Source organism: Asticcacaulis sp. P2_C5 (assembly GCF_056404555.1).
The window spans coordinates 1-17,622 of the sequence record NZ_JBFUDU010000026.1; the positions used below are offsets into that span (position 1 = coordinate 1).

Below are 17,622 nucleotides of genomic sequence, written 5' to 3' on the forward strand. Positions count from 1 at the left end.
CGGGCGACCTCTTCCTTGCGATAGATGTTGCGCAGGTCGACCAGCACAGGGGCCTTGACCGCCGCCTTGATCCGCTTCAGGTCAAGCGCACGGAACTCGTTCCATTCGGTGACGATGACGACCGCGTCGGCGCCTTCGGCCGCGGCGTAAGGACCATCGCAATAGGTAATCGGCGGCAGGACCTGTTTCGCATTCTCCATGCCCTCCGGATCGTAACCACGCACCGTGGCGCCGGCCCTGACCAGTTCCTCGACAATGGTGATCGCCGGTGAGTCGCGCATGTCGTCCGTCTCGGGCTTGAAGGTCAGGCCCAGCACGGCGATCGTCTTGCCGGCGGCGCTGCCGCCGATCGCCTTGACAACCTTCTGCGCCATCTTCGCCTTGCGGCTCTCGTTGATCTCCACCGTCGCCTCGATCAGCCGCGTCGGGGCGTCGAAGTCCTGCGCCGTCTTGACCAGGGCCAGGGTGTCCTTCGGGAAGCACGAACCACCATAGCCCGGGCCGGCGTGCAGGAACTTGGTCCCAATACGGTTGTCGAGGCCGATGCCGCGCGCCACTTCCTGGACGTCGGCGCCCACCACTTCGCACAGATCCGCCATCTCGTTGATATAGGTGATCTTCATCGCCAGGAAGGCATTGGCGGCATATTTGATCAGCTCAGACGTGCGGCGTGTGGTGATCATCAGCGGCGACTGGTTGATGAACAGCGGACGATAAACCTCCGTCATCACCGGACGGGCGCGCTCGTCTTCGATACCCACCACGATCCGGTTGGGGATCATGAAGTCCTTGATCGCCGCCCCTTCGCGCAGAAATTCCGGATTGGAGACGACCGCGACATCGGCGGCAGGATTGGCTTCGCGAATGATCTTCTCGACCTCGTCGCCTGTGCCCACAGGCACGGTCGACTTGGTCACCACCACGGTGAAGCCTTTCACGTGGGCCGCAATCTCCTTCGCCACCGCATAGACGTATTTCAGGTCGGCATGGCCGGTTTCCTTGTTGGTCGGCGTACCCACCCCGATGAACACCACTTCGCAGTCACCCACGCAGTCCGCCATGTCGGTCGAAAAGGTCAGGCGGCCCGCCTTGACATTGTCACGCACCATTTCTTCAAGGCCGGGTTCAAAGATCGGGATCTTGCCGTTCTTCAGACCTTCGATCTTGCCAAGATCCTTGTCCATGCACACCACGTCATGACCGTATTCGGCAAAGCAGACGCCCGATACCAAACCCACATAACCCGAACCAATCATCGTGATCTTCATAAATACCGCCGACCGTCTCTAAAAATGATGGTCTAACAAATCCGATAATGGTGTGCAGGTGCAACATAAATATTGCAACAATTTGTGTCGCAAGGATATTTTTGCGTTTGGACGCACGTCACAAGGGAATTTTAGCCAAGGGAATTTTGGCAGGTTGAGCCGCAGCATGCCCTCCCTCCTTGCGCAGGGGCGCAGGGAGGAAGGAAACAGGACTTCCGCGCTTCTCGGGCGTCAAGGCGTGGCGAAAACCAGTACACTCTGCGCCGGAACAGACACGGTGACCTTGCCCGATGCATTGCTGGTGTGTGATCCCCCGATAGTTGGGTAGATATCGCCAAAAAACGTGGCTGTCAGACCTGTGTCGACCGTGATCGACTGGGTAGCGGTTTGCAGGTTGATCACCACGACCGCCCTTTGCCCGCCCAAGCTGCGCAGGAAGGTGACATGCGCGTCGCCCGGGGCCGAAAGCAAGGTCAGGGCGCCCGATTGCAGTACTGGATAGGCCGATCGCAAGGCATAAAGCGATTTATACCAGCCCTGCAACGAACCCGACACACCGTCCTGGGCGAGGACATTGTGCGTGGTGTAGTTGGTCGACAGGGTCCGATAGGGCGAAATCGTCGAGAAGCCGGCATTGGCCGCACCCGTCCAACTCATGGGGGAACGTACACCGCCATCACCGCCTTCGGCATTGTTAGCCATGCCGGTCTCCTCGCCATAATAGGCGAAGGGCGTGTCCGATCCCAGGACCTCGACGGCGGCCGCTACGCGATAGTCGCCTTCACCGTGACCGGACAGATCGCCGATCGGACGGTTACCGGCAAACGAGTCGTGGTTCGACAGAAACAGCGGCCGGCGCATCCGGTCGGCAGCCGACAAATAGGTGGCCAGGCCCGAGGCCAGGGTGCCACTGGTCGCCGTTGTCTTGACGTCGCCGCCGACCCAGAAGGCGAAGGCATGGCCGCACGACGTCGTTGCAGCGTAGTCCGACTGATGATCCGGGGCTTCACACACCATGTAGCGATTATTATAGCCATTGATGACGTTTTGCGCCTGAAGCAGGATCGGATGGTTCTGCGGCTGGTTGTACCAGGCGCCGGCCCCGGTCTCGATAAAGGTCTCAGCCGCGTCGAAACGGAAGCCGTCGACGCCGCGATTGAGCCAGAAGCGCAGATTGTCCATGTGGTAGGCGATGACGTCGGGATTGGCCAGGTTGAAGTCCGGCATGTCAGCCGAGAACAGGCTGTAGTACCAACCGCTTTCGGCAATGCGCCAGGAGGGTCCGCCACCGAAGCCCGTCCAGCCGAGATTCGACGCCTGGAATTCATACCAGGTGCGACGCGAATTGCCGGTGGCGCTGACCGCATCGAGGAAGAGCGGGTTCTGGGCGGCCGAATGGTTCATGACATAGTCGAGGACGATGCCGATACCGCGGGCATGGGCCTGGGTAATCAGGTCGTCGAAATCGGCCATGGTGCCATAGTCGGCCTCGATGGCGCGATAGTCCGTGACGGCGTAGCCATGATCATGATCCTGGCTCTGGTAAACCGGCATCAGCCACAGGCCGGTAACGCCCAGTGACTTGAGATAATCGAGCTGGCCGATCAGGCCGCGCAGGTCGCCCTTGCCGTCGCCATTGCTGTCCTTGTACGAGCGGACGAAGATTTCCATAAACTGGGCACGTTCGTTCCAATGTGCCGGCAAGGCGCTGGCCGTCGAGCTGACCGAAATATTGGCCAGGTTGAGTGTATCGGCCTGGTGGCCGACACGGCCGGCCGCGGCATCGCCGTCGGCCTGATTGGCATACAGCATGCTCGTATCCTGGATCACCCAGACATCGTGACCAAAGGTCGAGGGATTGACCTTCAGGTCCAGCATCGGGCTCTTGGCGTCGCCCGCATGGACGATGAAGTTAAGATTGGCATTGTCGTTGGCCAGCGGAACGGTCGCCACAGCCCAGCCGCCGGTTACGCTGTCAAAGGCGCGCGGGCTGGTCCAGGCCGTCGCCGTGCCGGTCGCAATGGCCGGAGTACCGCTTGTGTCGTTCCACAGATGCAGCCCCCAGCCGGTATAGTCGCCCGCCACACGCTTATAGTGGACGGTGATCGCCAGGACCGAACTGCTGGAACTGGAGGACGCCCCCCCGCCCCCTCCGCCGGAACTGCCACCGCCTCCCCCGCCGCCACAGGCGGAAACGACCAATGCCAAAACCGTCGCCATGGCGACGAAAAACGACCTGTGCATCCTTATCACTCCCCGAGTATCGCGTGCGGCTGACTTAAGTGCAGCCGTCTGTTGTGGTGCCGTGACGCGGTTTCTCAAGAGCGCAAGACTTTGTTTCCATTGTTATTATGTGGAGTGCGTGCGCCTTAAGGCATGTTTACAGGACTTTTTCGCGGCCGGGTGATGAATACGTATACCGGCTGCGGCACTGCGGCGCACGCTACCCACATGAAGACAATTTAATCACCGTGAAGTGGTTTCCAATTGCGACAACAAACCCGCCTCGCTAGACAATGTCGCATAACTGTAACACCTGAAGTCTAGAACCGCGGTTTTCGACGTGGCGCCAGGCAATTTCGGCATTTCCTCTGATTGGGTCCGCCGGAATTTCCGCACTGCAGCGTTTAGCCAGAGGACTGACCGAGGCCCCCGTATGTACAAAGCCGTTTTCCGCCTGTTGCCCATCCTCGCCCTAAGTGTCCTGAGTATGGCCGTCCTGTGCGTGACGGCCTGCGCCAAGAAGGATGACGGCGCCATGAAGGGCAAGGGTGGCCCGGCCAATGTCGGCTATGTCGTGGTGACCACTCAGCCGATCAACCTGACCCAGGACCTGTCCGGACGAACCTCGGCCTGGCTGGTCTCCGAGGTGCGCCCCCAGGTCGGCGGTATCGTCAAGGCGCGCCAGTTCACCGAAGGCGCCTTGGTCAGCGCCGGCCAATCCCTGTACCAGATTGATCCGGCAACCTACCAGGCCAGTTACAATTCCGCCCTGGCCAACCAGCAGCAGGCCGAGGCCACCCTTGCCGCCACCCAGACCAAGGCCGAACGCGCCCAGCAGTTGATCACCATCAAGGCCATCAGCCAGCAGGATTACGACGATGCCCAGACCGCGCTGAAACAGGCCCAGGCGAGTGTGGCGCTGCAAAGAGCCGCCGTCGAACAGGCACATATCGCGCTCAACTACACAAAAGTCGCCTCCCCCATTTCCGGCCGTATCGGCAAGTCATCGGTGACGCCGGGCGCCCTGGTCACCGCCAACCAGGCCGATCCGCTGGCGGTCGTCCAGGACACGTCGAAAATCTATGTCGATATCGTCCAGTCTTCCGGCGATGTGCTTAAGCTGAAAAAGGCGGTCAGCAGCGGTCAGGTCGGCGCCGTCGATCAGGCCGACGTCCAACTCACCCTGGACGACGGTTCGGTCTACAGCCAGACTGGCCGGTTGCAGTTTTCCGATGTCTCGGTCAATCCGTCGACCGGCGCCGTGACCTTGCGCGCGGTTTTCAACAACCCTGATGGCCTGTTGCTGCCGGGCATGTATGTCCGCGCGCGGATCGTCACGGGGACAGTGGCGCAAGCCGTCCTGGTGCCGCAGGGCGCGGTTATCCTTGATCCCAAGGGCGGGGCCAGCGTGCTGGTCGCCGGCGATGACAACAAGGCGCACAGCCGCAAGATCGTGCTGGGCCAGATGATCGGTCCGAACTGGCAGGTCAGTGCGGGCTTGCAGGCCGGCGACAAGGTCATTGTCGAAGGCGCCATGCGGCTGAAACCCGAGGGCGATATCAAGGCGCATGCCGTGCAACCCGCCAACGGTGCCGAACCCTCGTCCAGTCCAGCACCGGGCCGGTAAGTCATGTTGTCTCGCTTTTTTATCGACCGGCCGATCTTCGCCTGGGTCATCGCCATCGTCATTATGCTGGCCGGCGCCCTGGCTATTTTCACGCTGCCGATCGAACAATATCCGCGCATAGCCCTGCCGCAGGTCACAGTGTCGGCCAATTATCCCGGCGCCTCGGCCAAGGTCGTCGAGGATTCGGTGACCCAGGTCATCGAGCAAGGCATGACGGGCCTCGACAAGCTGAAATACATGACGTCCAATTCGTCGGCCGGTGGCAGCAATGTTACCCTGGTCTTCGAAGCCGGCACCGACCCCGATTTCGCCCAGGTCCAGGTGCAGAACCAGGCCCAGTCGGTCGTCCGCCGCCTGCCTCAGGACGTGCAGTCCCAGGGGCTGCGCGTCAACAAGGCCGGGGGCTCGACCCTGATGGCGGTGGCCCTGTACACCGAAGACGGCTCGCTGACCAATGCCGACCTGGCCGACTGGATCGCGTCGCATATGAACGACGATATCAGCCGCATCGACGGCGTCGGCGACACGCGCATCTTCGGTTCACAATACGCCATGCGCATATGGCTGGATGCCGATAAGCTGGCCGGTTACAACCTGACGCCCGCCGATGTCACCGCCGCCACACGGGCACAGAACGCCGTGGTCTCCGCAGGCTCACTGGCCGCCGATCCGGCGACTCCCGACGCGGCATTGAGCGCCACCATCACCGCCCAGTCGCAATTACAGACCGTGCCGCAGTTCGAGGCGATCATCGTCAAGAACAACCCGGCCGGAACGCCCGTCCAGCTGAAGGATGTGGCACGGGTCGAGCTGGGGCCGCAGAACTACGGCAATATCGCCCGCCTGAACGGCAAGATCGCCACAGGTATCCAGATCAACCTCGCCACCGGCGCCAATGCCCTGAAGACCGCCGACGCGGTCAAGGCCAAGGTCGAGGAACTGAAGCCGTCCTTCCCGGCGGGCGTCAAATACGCCATTCCCAATGACTCGACGCAATTCGTCAAGATTGCTATCGAAGACGTGGTCAAGACCCTGATCGAAGCCGTTGTTCTGGTCTTTGCCGTCATGTTCCTGTTCCTGCAGAACTGGCGTGCGACCCTGATCCCGACCATCGCCGTGCCCGTGGTCTTATTGGGTACGTTCGGCGTGCTGGCCGTCTTCGGTTACAGCATCAATACCCTGACCATGTTCGGCCTGGTCCTTGCCATCGGGCTGCTGGTCGATGACGCCATTGTCGTCGTCGAAAACGTCGAACGCGTCATGCACGAAGAAGGCCTGTCGCCCCTGGAAGCCACCCGCAAGTCGATGGACGAAATTACCGGCGCGCTGATAGGCGTCGCCTCGGTTCTGGCTGCCATGTTCGTGCCCATGGCTTTTTTCGGCGGCACCCAGGGCATCATCTATCGCCAGTTTTCGGTCACCCTGGTCTCGGCCATGGCCCTGTCGGTCGTGGTCGCCCTGATCCTGACCCCGCCGCTGTGCGCCACCCTGCTGCGGCCACCGAAAGCCAACGAGGGTGCCCCCACTGGCGAGGACGATCCCGACGTCAAGGTCAAGGGGCCGCTGTCGGGCTTCAATCGCGGCTTTCAGGTCTTCAGCCACCGCTACCAGAGTGCGGTCAAGGGCATATTGAAGGTCCCCGGCCTGTTCCTCTGCATCTATGCCGGCATCATTACCGCCGTGGCGGGTCTGGCCCTGACACTGCCGACCTCGTTCCTGCCCGACGAGGACCAGGGTTTCCTGATGACCCAGGTCCAGCTGCCGGTCGGGTCGACCACACCCAAGACCCTCGCCACGCTGGACAAGGTGCGCGCCTTTTATGAAAAGGACCCGTCGGTCGACTATGTGTTCACCGTCACAGGCTTCGGCAATTCCGGCTCCGGCACCAATCAGGGTATGGCCTTCGTGCGCATGAAGGAATTCAAATACCGCAAGAGCGAGGACATGAAGGTCTTCGCCCTGGTCGAGCGGGCCAACAAGGCGTTTGCGAAAATACCCAATTCGCGGATCAACCCGGTCATTCCCCCGCCGGTGCGCGAATTGGGCAATTCGTCCGGCTTCGACCTGCAGCTGAAAGACGTCGGCGGCGTCGGACACCAGGCGATGAGCGACGCACGCGACCAGTTGCTGGCCGCAGCGGCAAAGAACCCGACGCTGGCCAATGTCCGCTCGGCCGGCCAGGACGACATGCCGCAATTGCAGATCGACATCGACAACGCCCGCGCCAGCAGCATGGGCGTGGCGATTACCGATATCAATGCCCTGCTGGGCACGGCGCTGGGCGGTTCCTATGTCAACGATTTCATCGACCGCGGCCGGATCAAGCGCGTCTATGTCCAGGGCGACGCCCAGTTCCGCAGCCAGCCCCAGGATATCAATCGCTGGTACCTGCGCAACAATGCCGGCGAAATGGTGCCGTTTTCGTCGGTCGGCCAGTCACACTGGACGTTCGGTCCGCCGCAGTTGCAGCGCTATAACGGCGCGCCGGCCATGGAAATCCAGGGTCAGGCCGCCAAGGGCCAGTCGAATGGCCAGGCGATGAAGGCCGTCGAGACCATGGTGGGTGAGCTGCCCGAGGGGATTGGCTTCGAATGGTCGGGCCTGTCACTTCAGGAAAAGGAGTCAGGCCAGCAAGCGCCCGCCTTGTACGCCCTGTCGCTGCTGGTCGTGTTCCTGTTGCTGGCGGCCCTGTATGAAAGCTGGTCTATCCCGCTCGCCGTCATCCTGGTTGTACCGCTGGGCATTCTGGGCGCGCTGGTCGGCACCTGGCTGCGCGGGCTGAACAACGACATCTATTTCCAGGTCGGACTGTTGGCCACCATGGGGCTGTCGGCCAAAAATGCCATCCTGATCGTCGAATTCGCCAAGACCCTGCACGAGGAAGGGCGGACCCTTGTGGCGGCGACTCTGGAAGCGGTGCGCATTCGCTTGCGGCCGATCATCATGACGTCGCTGGCCTTTACCTTCGGCATCATGCCCCTGGCCCTGGCCAATTCGGCCGGGTCCGCGTCGCAACACGCCATCGGCACGGGGCTGATCGGCGGGGTCTTGTCGGCAACCTTCCTCGCCATCTTCTTCGTGCCGCTGTTCTTCGTGCTGGTGCAACGGTTGTTCCGCCATGACAACCTGCCGCAGGATATTGCCGAACGCGAAGCCCGCAGGGGAGCCAGACCATGAAGAAGCTGATTGTCTTGAGTCTTCTGGGTTTGTCGGCCTGCACCCTGGCGCCCCATTATGACCGCCCGGCCTTGCCCGTGGCAACCGAATGGCCGGTCACAGCGCCGGCACCCGCCGCAGCAAAGGTATCGTGGCGCGACCTGTTCCTCGATTCCACCCTTCAGCAGACCATCCAACTGGCGCTGGACAATAATCGTGACCTGAGGGTGGCCGCGCTGAATGTGGCCCAGGTGCGCGCGAGCTACGGCATTGCACGCGCCGGCCTGCTGCCGTCGGCAGACGGTTCCGGTTCGGGTACGAAGAGCCACGACAACACGACCGGTGATGCCGAGTCCTATTCGGCCGACCTCGGCCTGTCGTGGGAAGTGGATCTGTTCGGCCGCGTGCGGTCGCTGAAGAATGCCGCCAAGGAAGATTTCTTCGCCAGCGAGGCCAATCGCGATTCAGTCGAGATAGCGCTGATCGCCGCCGTGGCTGATGCCTGGATTAATCTCGCTGCCGACCGTGACGCCCTGGTCCTCGCGCAGGACACCTACAAGACGCGTCAGGAGGCGTTCGAGATTGCCCAGGGTCGGGCGCGGATCGGTGTGCTCGATGACCTGGCCCTGAGCCAGCAACAAACCCTGGTCGAACAGGCGCATGCCGGCGTCCTGGCACTGGAAACCGCCATCGATCAGGACAGATCGGCCCTGACCCTGCTGGCCGGTGCCACTGTGCCCGAGGGTCTTTTGCCGACGGGTCTTGACGACGATGTTGTGGCCGAAGACCTGCCGGTCGGCCTGCCGTCGGATGTGCTGCTGGCCCGGCCGGACGTACTCGCGGCCGAACACGACCTGAAGGGCGCCAATGCCAATATCGGCGCCGCTCAGGCGGCCTTCTTCCCATCGATCTCCCTGACCGGTTCAGCGGGCCAGGCATCGAGCGACCTGGGCAGCCTGTTCGATTCGGCCAATGGCGGGTGGAGCTACGGGGCGCATATTTCGGTACCGATCTTCGAAGGCGGCGCCAATGTGCTGCGGTTGCGCGGCGCCAGGGTTTCGCGCGATATCGCCGTGGCGCAATACGAAAAGGCCATTCAATCGGCTTTCAACGACGTTAACCAGGCCCTGGCGGTGCGGGCGCGGATCGACGAACGGATGGATGCACAGGCCAAGGCGACCGATGCGGCACGAACCAGTCTGCGCCTGTCCCAGGCACGGTATGACAATGGCGTCGACAGCTACCTGACCCTGCTGGACGCCCAGCGCACGGCATTTGACGCGGAACAGTCGCTGATCGATCTGCGCGCGGTCAAGGCGTCGAACCTTGTGGCCTTGTATCGCGCCTTGGGGAACGATCAGAGTTTGAGGTAGATTTTGGCCGACGCTCGTTGACGCTCGTCTTCGTCCGCAGAATTTTAAGCGAAAGAAAAGATTTGAACACGGATGAGGCTCGGATACCGCTACGCGGACACGGATAAACGCGGATGAAAAATGCTCGACATAAAATTCCGTAAGAATCTTTAGAGCGAAATGACTTTAGGTAGAATCGTCATTTCGCTCTAACTTTTTGCTTTGTCGCGCAATTTAACCGAAAAGTGGCATCCACTTTATCGGATTGCGCTCTAGTCGAAGCGCAGAGCGCTTCAAACTTTCCATTTCGCGCCGGCATTGGACGGCTTTGACATCCGTGTTTGTCCGTGTCGGTTGCGTCTTTACAACCGATCCGTGCCTTATCCGTGGTCAAGTCTATATCAACAGCGGGCGGCGCGCACTCGCTCGTGCCGTTCGTGTTAAAAATTCCATGGTCGAAACGCTTGAACTCCGCCGAGCGCCGGCCGAATTCAACTTTCCCCTTCGCGGCGGCCTACCTTCATGATACCGTAGATCCAACCGGGGCTGGTTGAACTGTCGCTGCGCAGGATATGCGCCTGCACGTGTGGTGAACGTGCCGGCGGTGCGCTGTTTGTAAAAGGTCGGACCGTGCCCACCACACCCTTCTCCCTGCATATTCTCGGCAGTGGCGCCGCTCTGCCGCGCCATTGCCTGACATCAGATGCTATAGATCTGCGCCTGGGCAAGACACCCGGCTGGACCTTTCGCCATAGCGGCGTCGAACAGCGCTATGTCTGCGACGAAGAGGACCAGGTCGATCTGGCGCTCGACGCCGCCCGCCAAGCCCTGGTCGAAGCCCGGACCGATCCAGCCGAGATCGACGTCCTACTGTTTGCCGCTGCGGTTCCGTATCAGTCGATCCCTTCGACCGCGCCGTTGCTGCAATACAGGCTGGGCATCGCTGACGGCGCCTGCATGGCCTTCGATATCAACGCGACCTGCCTCAGCTTCATGACCGCACTGGACGTCGCACGCCGGATGCTGGCGCCGCACCAAAAGGCGCTGGTCGTCGCCTCTGAGGTCGCATCACGCGGCCTGCCGTGGGCGCAGGCGCCGGCGACCGCAGCCCTGTTCGGTGATGGCGCCGCGGCGGTCGTCATTTCGGGCGACGGCGAGATGCGGATGCTGGCCTCGCGTATGGAGACCTATCCGTCGGCCTATGAGGCCTGCACCCTGGGTTCAGGCGGAACGCGCTTTGACTACCACAAGGATCGCGAGGCTTTCGATCGCCACAGCCTGTTTCATATGGATGGCGAGGCGTTGTATCGCCTGACGGCGCGGCATTTCGAGCCTTTTCTCGACCGGTTGCTGGACGACGCCGGCTGGCAGCGCGATGAGGTCGACCTGATCATTCCCCACCAGGCCAGTCCCGGCGCCCTGGCGCACCTGGCGCGACGTTGCGGCTTCGCCGCTGAAAAGGTGGTCAATATCGTGCGTGACCATGGCAACCAGATCGCGGCTTCGATTCCCACCGCCCTGCATCACGCCCGCCAGGCGCAACGCGCCCTGGCCGGGACCAGGGCCTTGATCCTCGGCACGTCTGCCGGCGTTTCACTGGGTGGCATGGCGCTCATACTATGAAAGTTGTCGTTAGCGGGGCGACCGGCTTTCTGGGTTCGCATCTGTGCCGTCATCTGAAGGCGCTGGGCCATGAGGTGGTGGGTCTTGGCCGCGATGCCACGCGCGGTGCCGACCTGACGGCCGACGGGATTGTTTTTCATGCCATCGACCTGAGCCGGGACGCCCGGCCACCGGTCGCGCAGGCGGACGCCTTTGTCCATGCGGCCGCTTTGTCGTCGAACTGGGGCCGGCGCCGCGATTTCGAAGCCGCCAATGTCACGGGGACACGTCATGCCCTCGACATGGCCGGCCGGATGAATGTGCGCCGATTCGTCTTTATCAGTTCACCAACCGTCGCCTTTCGCTTTCGCGATCAGTTGGGCCAGAAGGAAAGCGATCCCCTGCCCCCGCCGGTCAATGCCTATGCGGCATCGAAATGCGCCGCCGAGATCCTGGTTCGCGCCTATCCGGAAACGGTGATCCTGCGACCGCGCGGCCTGTATGGCCGGGGTGACACCGCCCTCTTGCCGCGCCTCATCCGGGCAGCACGCAACGGTGCCCTGCCCCTGATCAACCATGGCGAAGCCGTGACCGACCTGACCCATGTCGACGATGCCGTGGCGGCGGTCACGGCGGCCCTGGACGCCCCGGACACGGTGCACAGGCGGACCTACAACATTTCCGGCGGCGAAGCGATCAGCCTCAAATCGATCATCGTACAGGCCTGCCAGGGCGCCGGTTTCGAACCTCGGTTTACCGGCATACCGACAGGCCTGGCCATGTTCGCCGCCCGCAGCGCCGAACTCGTCGCCGGCCTGACACCCGGGCGGCCGGAACCGCTGTTCACCGCCTACAGTGTCGGCGTCATGGCCTATAGCCAGACCCTGGATATCGGCGCAGCGGCGCGCGACCTGGGCTATGCGCCAAAAGTGTCGTTCGCCGAAGGCTTGCGGCGTGCCTTTTCATGAGACCCATCTTTGCCAACAGCGCCCTCTTGGCCGTCCCGGAACGTCTGGTGCTCAGGGGCGGATCGTGGCGATCCGTGCAGCTGGGCGTGCGCTACGGTGTGTGGGTGCATCCGGTGCATGGCCCTGTGCTGATCGATACAGGCTACGGCCCGGAAGTGACGGCCGGCCGGCGCAGCCTTGTGTTGTGGGCCTATGCCGCGGCGATCCGGCCTGTACTGGCGGAACAGCCGGAGACCGTCCTGGCGCGGTTGGGCTTTTCGGCCGACGATGTACGATATGTTTTCATTACCCACTTCCACGCCGACCATATCAGCGGATTGAAACGGTTCCCCAATGCCCGGTTTATCGCCTCCGGTTGGCCGGAGGTAAAACGCCAGTCGCGATTCCAGCAGCTGCGTCACGGTGTTTTTACCGAACTGCTGCCGGCCGATTTCGAAACGCGTTTGATCCCGATGACGCATGATGTCTTCGGCGATGGCTCCATGCTCAGTCTCGACCTGCCCGGCCATGCCGTGGGTCATACCGGCGTGGTGTGGCCGGAGCACAGGCTCGTCTATGCTGCCGACGCCCAGTGGCTAAGCCGCGCCGTCGCTGAAGACAGGCCGCCGAGCGGACCCGCGCGGCTGGTTTATCACGATGAAACCGCCATGCAGGCCTCGCTGGCCACCCTGCGCGGCATGACCGGTTACGAGATTGTCTTCTGTCATGATCCCGCAGTTTAGAGCCCTGTCGGCGTTTTTGCGCACGCGGCGCCTGGCGCGGACCCTGCGTACACGGGCCGATATTGCCGCCTGGCAGGAAACACGTCTCAGGCGGTGGCAGAAAGATACGCGGCAAAAAATACCATATTTCCGGAATTATAAAATAAATTTTCTACCCGCCCAGCCCTTGCTTGATAAGGGACGGCTGATGTCGGCGTTTGAGGACTACAACGCCATAGGCCTGACGGCGCAGGAAGGTTGGGCCATGTTCGAAGGCCGTGCACCACAACGTCCCGGCTATTTTGTTGGCGCCAGCACCGGCACGTCGGGTAATCGCGGCCTCTATGTCGTATCCGATGCCGAGCGCTATGAATGGCTGGGCGTGCTGTTGGCCAAGGCCCTGCCCCGCTTTCCCTTTGAGACGGCGCGGATCGCCCTGATCCTGCCGCTGAACTCGGCCCTGTACAGGGCCGCCAGGCTGCCGGGCCTGGAGCTGAAATTCTTCGACCTGCACGACGGACTGGACGCTATACTGCCGGCGGTGTGTGACTATGGGCCGGACACGGTGATCGGCCCGCCCAAGGTCCTGCGCGCCTTGGCGGAACGCGACCGCGTACCGGCCTTGAAGCGTATATTTTCGGGCGCCGAAGTGCTGGACACACTGGATCGCCGGGTGATCGAAACACGGTTCGGCGTCGGTGTGCGGGAAATCTATATGGCGACCGAAGGGCTGCTGGGCGTGGCCTGCGAACACGGCACCTTGCACCTGTGCGAAGACGCCGTCCTGTTCGAATGGGAGGACGTGGCGGGCAGCGACTTGAAGGCGCCGGTCATCACCGATTTTACCCGGCGGACCCAGGCCATGTGCCGTTATCGCATGAACGACCTTTTGCGGTTGTCGGCGCGAGCGTGTCCGTGCGGCTCGCCCCTGCAGGCGGTCGAGGCGATCGAAGGACGCTGCGATGATCTGATCACTATCGGGGGATCACACACCCTGACGCCGGATATCCTGCGCAACGCCATTGTCGACAGCGACCGCCGGATCAGCGATTTTCGGCTGGTCCAAACCGGTGAGAGCCAACTGGAGTTAAGCGTCACGCCGACGGAAGCAGCTGGAAATGCGCGCGACGCGTTGGAGGCCCTGCTGGCGGGGCTGGATGTGAGCGCGACGATCAAGGTGATCGATACACAGCCGGCCATTTCGGCGCGTAAGCTGCGACGGATCGAAAAGGCTTGGCGCACTTAATCTGGCTTGAACTGCGATCGCAGCAGCCGCGCGCGAATATCACCCACCTGTTTGGCGGTGTGTGCGTGTAGATCTTGCAGACGTGTGGACACGTCCATACGTTCGTGCAGTACGACGGTGATCGCCACATCGCTCTCCGTCAGGACGGTGTAGGCAATGTAGTGACTGCCGACGCGGTACAAAGATAACTTCAAACTGCCTGTCAATCGCGTGCGCTTTGGCAGACTGCCGTGCCGATCGGCAATATGCAGGAATCCGGATCGCAAATCTGAGACATACGAGATGGCGCGCAATTTGCCCCATCTTTGTCGGCTATCGTCGGCAATCTGGCGCAGATGTTCCGCAGCCAGGGACGTAATATGAAAACGACCCACTGGAATCAATCGTCTTTTGTCCGGAGATCTTCCAGAAGGTCATCCATGAATGTGTCGGCAACAAATTCGCCGCGTTCAGCCTGATCCAGCCCTTGCAGAAGAGCTTGATAGACTTCCATCTTCTCCATGTCCCGCCGGATAAGTTCACGAACATATTCGCTCGGCGTGGCATAAAGCGAGGTGCCGTCGGCGATGCTGTCGACATAACGACGCATGGCGTCGGGCAGACTGACGTGGAGGCTGGCGCCCATGGGAGATCTCCATTCTGACTATCGACTATCCCGCTGATGTCAATAAATGTCAAATATTGCGATAATAGGTGATAGCTTGAAATTCGTACATATATCGACTATAAAAGGTTAGTACCTTTTCAGTATGAGGCGCCGCCATGCCCAAGGAAGCCGTATTTACGTTCAAGCTTGAAACCGAGCTGCGCGATGCCTTCATGTCCGAAGCCGAAGCAGCCCATCGTCCGGCATCGCAGATCGTGCGCGAATTTATCCGGGATTTTGTCAAAAAGCAGCAGGAAGCGCGTGATTATGACAAATGGTTCCGCGCCGACACCGAACAGGCGCTGCGTGAAGCTGACGACCCCAGCACCAAATGGCTGACCCACGCAGAGGTCAAGGAACGGATGCGCATCCAGCGCGCTTCGCTGATCGCGCGTATCGAGGACAGGGACGCTGCCCGGAACGATGAAGCGGCTGAATGAGTCGTGTCTTCTGGGTGGATACGGCTGAACAGGCCCGCGACACCGCCCTCGAGTTCATCGCCCGCCAGAGCCTTGACTCGGCGCTGGCTCAGTTCGACGAAATCGAGCGTCAAACCGATCGTCTGGTGCGGCACCCTTATCTCGGGCGGCCAGGCAAGACGCCGGGCACGCGCGATCTGACCATCAATCGGACCTATTTCGTCGTCACCTACCGTATTGTCGGCGATAATATCCAGGTCCTGCGCTTCCGCCATACCTCCCAGAAGCGCTGATTATTTTTCTTCCTCGGGATAGGGCCCGACACCGCCCTTGGCGATAAAGGCGTCTATATGCGCCGTCAGTACCGGAAGTGGCACGCTGCCGAGTTCCAGCACGGTATCGTGGAAGGCGCGGATATTGAACTTCGGGCCCAGTTCCTTTTCGGCCTTCTGCCGGGCATCGACGATCGCCATTTCGCCGAGATAATAGCTCAGCGCCTGGCCCGGCCACGAGATATAACGGTCGACCTCCGTTTCGATCTCGTGCTCCGACAGGGCCGTATTGTCCCGCAGGAAGGCCTGGGCCTGTTCGCGCGTCCACCGCTTGGCATGGATCCCCGTATCGACGACTAGGCGTGACGCCCGCCACATCTGGTAGCTGAGATATCCGAAGCGGTCGTAGGGCGTCTCGTACATCCCCATCTCAAGGCCCAGGCGTTCGCAATACAGCGCCCAGCCCTCGCCATAGGCCGAGATATAGGTCTTCTGGCGGAACTCCGGCAGGGACGTGTTTTCGAGCGCCAGCGGCATCTGGAAGGCATGTCCCGGCGCGCTCTCGTGCAGGGTCAGGGCCGTCAGCTGGAACAAGGGGCGCGATTTCAGATCGTAGGTATTGACCAGATAGACGCCCGGCCCTCCCCGCCCCGAGGTGTAATAGGGCGCGATCGCGTCCGGGACCGGTATGACACCGAAGCGCGCACGCGGCAGGTGTCCGATCCAGTCGCCGATCTTGCCGTCGACCGTCTTGGAGATCCATGCCGCCCGGTCGAGCAGGGCCTGGGGCGTGGTGGCATAGAACTTCGGCTCCGTACGCAGGTAGCTGAGGAAAGCCGGAAAATCGCCCTCGAACCCGACCTCCTTCATGACATCGAGCATCTGGGCGTGGATGAGCGCCACCTGTTGCAGCCCGATGGTGTGGATCTGGTCGGGCGTCAGGTCGAGCGTGGTGAATTCGCGGATCTTCGATTGATAATAGGCCGGACCGTCGGGCAGATCGCTGGCGGCCAGGCTGGTCCCCGACTTGGGCACATAGTCGTCGTCGTAGAATTTCAGGAGCTTTTGGTGCGCCGGTATGACGGCATTATCGATCAACTGAACGGCCCTGGCACGCAACTCCCATTGAAGGGCGACCGGCATATTGGCCGGCATGGTCTTGAAGGGCTTGTAGTAGACGCTGTCTTCCGGCCGCTTGATATCGATCACCGACCGGATCGATTCGTCGCGGCCGGCCAGCGTGACCTTGGGCGGCGTGAAGCGGTGCTTCAGGCCTGTGCGCATATTGTCGATCGCCTGGTCGAAATAGCGCGGCATTTCCGACAGCTGACTGAGATAGTTGCGATAATCCGTCTCGCTGCGAAAATCCTGATCCGTCTCGTAGACGAGATCACTCCAGAAGGCGCTGTCGGAATTGACCGGCTTTTCATACTCACGAAATACCTGTGCAGCGACCAGGGCATCGATCTGGGTCTTGTAGACGGCGTAATTGACCTGGTTATCCGGCGACAATTGCCCGATGTCGATGGCCGCCAGTTGGCGTTCAATGCCTTGCCAATAGACCAGGCGCTGGGCTTGGGCCTTGGCGCTGATATCCGGCAGATGGGCCGAAATCTGTGTGGCGCCCGTATCCTCGCCGCTGGCCGACAGGGTCTGTCGGAAGCTCCATTCCGCTGTATAGATGGCTGTAAAGGCGTCGTCCGCCGGCCCGGCCCAGACGGGCATCGCAAAAAGCGCCAGCCAGGCGGCGGCGATCATGATCACGTTTTTCATTCGGACTATCCCGTTGTGTGAAGCCAGTTGACGCCACACAACACGATTTGACAAGCGATCCCTGTTCAGCCCGTGATCTGTTCAGCAGGCCTTCCGACGCAGTAGTAGGCGAAGCCGTGTCGGGCGACCTCTTCCTTGCGATAGATGTTGCGCAGGTCGACCAGCACAGGGGCCTTGACCGCCGCCTTGATCCGCTTCAGGTCAAGCGCACGGAACTCGTTCCATTCGGTGACGATGACGACCGCGTCGGCGCCTTCGGCCGCGGCGTAAGGACCATCGCAATAGGTAATCGGCGGCAGGACCTGTTTCGCATTCTCCATGCCCTCCGGATCGTAACCACGCACCGTGGCGCCGGCCCTGACCAGTTCC

At 61.5% G+C, this 17,622-nt stretch carries 15 protein-coding genes; 9 read left to right on the forward strand and 6 right to left on the reverse strand.

What is annotated here, in order from left to right; all coding sequences use genetic code 11:
• Together AC1DXO_RS25900 and AC1DXO_RS25905 are read right to left on the reverse strand one after the other, a co-directional pair.
• A partial coding sequence (locus AC1DXO_RS25900) for a UDP-glucose dehydrogenase family protein (RefSeq protein WP_476981108.1) occupies positions 1-1,268 on the reverse strand: 1,268 nt, incomplete at its 3' end.
• Between the two features lie 231 nt (positions 1,269-1,499).
• Positions 1,500-3,512: an alpha-amylase family glycosyl hydrolase gene (locus AC1DXO_RS25905; RefSeq protein WP_476981109.1), complete on the reverse strand. Its 2,013-nt coding sequence runs from the start codon at positions 3,510-3,512 to the stop codon at positions 1,500-1,502.
• Positions 3,513-3,924: 412 nt separating this feature from the next.
• Here AC1DXO_RS25905 and AC1DXO_RS25910 point away from each other — a divergent pair, with 412 nt between their 5' ends.
• The 7 genes from AC1DXO_RS25910 to AC1DXO_RS25940 all read left to right on the forward strand — a co-directional run bounded on the left by AC1DXO_RS25910 (position 3,925) and on the right by AC1DXO_RS25940 (position 14,143).
• Positions 3,925-5,118, forward strand: a complete 1,194-nt coding sequence (locus AC1DXO_RS25910) for an efflux RND transporter periplasmic adaptor subunit (protein ID WP_476981110.1) — start codon at positions 3,925-3,927, stop codon at positions 5,116-5,118.
• A gap of 3 nt (positions 5,119-5,121) precedes the next feature.
• The gene (locus tag AC1DXO_RS25915) at positions 5,122-8,295 is read left to right on the forward strand and encodes an efflux RND transporter permease subunit (RefSeq protein WP_476981111.1); all 3,174 of its coding nucleotides are present in this window, start codon (positions 5,122-5,124) and stop codon (positions 8,293-8,295) included.
• On the forward strand, positions 8,292-9,647 hold the full coding sequence (locus AC1DXO_RS25920; protein ID WP_476981112.1) for an efflux transporter outer membrane subunit: 1,356 nt from the start codon (positions 8,292-8,294) through the stop codon (positions 9,645-9,647). Before AC1DXO_RS25915 ends, AC1DXO_RS25920 begins: the two co-directional genes overlap by 4 nt.
• A 609-nt stretch (positions 9,648-10,256) precedes the next feature.
• Complete coding sequence (locus AC1DXO_RS25925) at positions 10,257-11,249, forward strand: 3-oxoacyl-ACP synthase III family protein (RefSeq protein ID WP_476981113.1); 993 nt, start codon at positions 10,257-10,259, stop codon at positions 11,247-11,249.
• Entirely contained in the window at positions 11,246-12,196 is a 951-nt protein-coding gene (locus AC1DXO_RS25930; RefSeq protein WP_476981114.1) for an NAD-dependent epimerase/dehydratase family protein, read from the forward strand. Before AC1DXO_RS25925 ends, AC1DXO_RS25930 begins: the two co-directional genes overlap by 4 nt.
• A complete protein-coding gene (locus AC1DXO_RS25935) occupies positions 12,193-12,918 on the forward strand; it encodes an MBL fold metallo-hydrolase (RefSeq protein ID WP_476981115.1) in 726 nt (241 codons plus the stop codon). The genes AC1DXO_RS25930 and AC1DXO_RS25935 overlap by 4 nt, the downstream gene beginning before the upstream one ends.
• Positions 12,902-14,143, forward strand: a complete 1,242-nt coding sequence (locus AC1DXO_RS25940; protein WP_476981116.1) for a F390 synthetase-related protein — start codon at positions 12,902-12,904, stop codon at positions 14,141-14,143. Before AC1DXO_RS25935 ends, AC1DXO_RS25940 begins: the two co-directional genes overlap by 17 nt.
• On the opposite strand, the gene AC1DXO_RS25945 is transcribed toward AC1DXO_RS25940, so the two are convergent.
• A complete protein-coding gene (locus tag AC1DXO_RS25945; RefSeq protein WP_476981117.1) occupies positions 14,140-14,517 on the reverse strand; it encodes a type II toxin-antitoxin system RelE/ParE family toxin in 378 nt (125 codons plus the stop codon). The genes AC1DXO_RS25940 and AC1DXO_RS25945 overlap by 4 nt on opposite strands.
• Before the next feature lie 5 nt (positions 14,518-14,522).
• Positions 14,523-14,768, reverse strand: a complete 246-nt coding sequence (locus AC1DXO_RS25950) for a ribbon-helix-helix domain-containing protein (RefSeq protein WP_476981118.1) — start codon at positions 14,766-14,768, stop codon at positions 14,523-14,525.
• Between the two features lie 137 nt (positions 14,769-14,905).
• Between AC1DXO_RS25950 and AC1DXO_RS25955 the strand changes: the two genes are divergently transcribed.
• A complete protein-coding gene (locus AC1DXO_RS25955) occupies positions 14,906-15,229 on the forward strand; it encodes an antitoxin of toxin-antitoxin stability system (protein ID WP_476981119.1) in 324 nt (107 codons plus the stop codon).
• The gene (locus AC1DXO_RS25960) at positions 15,226-15,501 is read left to right on the forward strand and encodes a type II toxin-antitoxin system RelE/ParE family toxin (RefSeq protein WP_476981120.1); all 276 of its coding nucleotides are present in this window, start codon (positions 15,226-15,228) and stop codon (positions 15,499-15,501) included. The genes AC1DXO_RS25955 and AC1DXO_RS25960 overlap by 4 nt, the downstream gene beginning before the upstream one ends.
• Here the strand turns inward: AC1DXO_RS25960 and AC1DXO_RS25965 are convergent, their stop codons facing one another.
• A complete protein-coding gene (locus AC1DXO_RS25965; protein ID WP_476981121.1) occupies positions 15,502-17,253 on the reverse strand; it encodes a DUF885 domain-containing protein in 1,752 nt (583 codons plus the stop codon).
• A gap of 65 nt (positions 17,254-17,318) precedes the next feature.
• The coding region (locus tag AC1DXO_RS25970) for a UDP binding domain-containing protein (RefSeq protein WP_476980945.1) at positions 17,319-17,622 on the reverse strand (304 nt) is incomplete at its 5' end.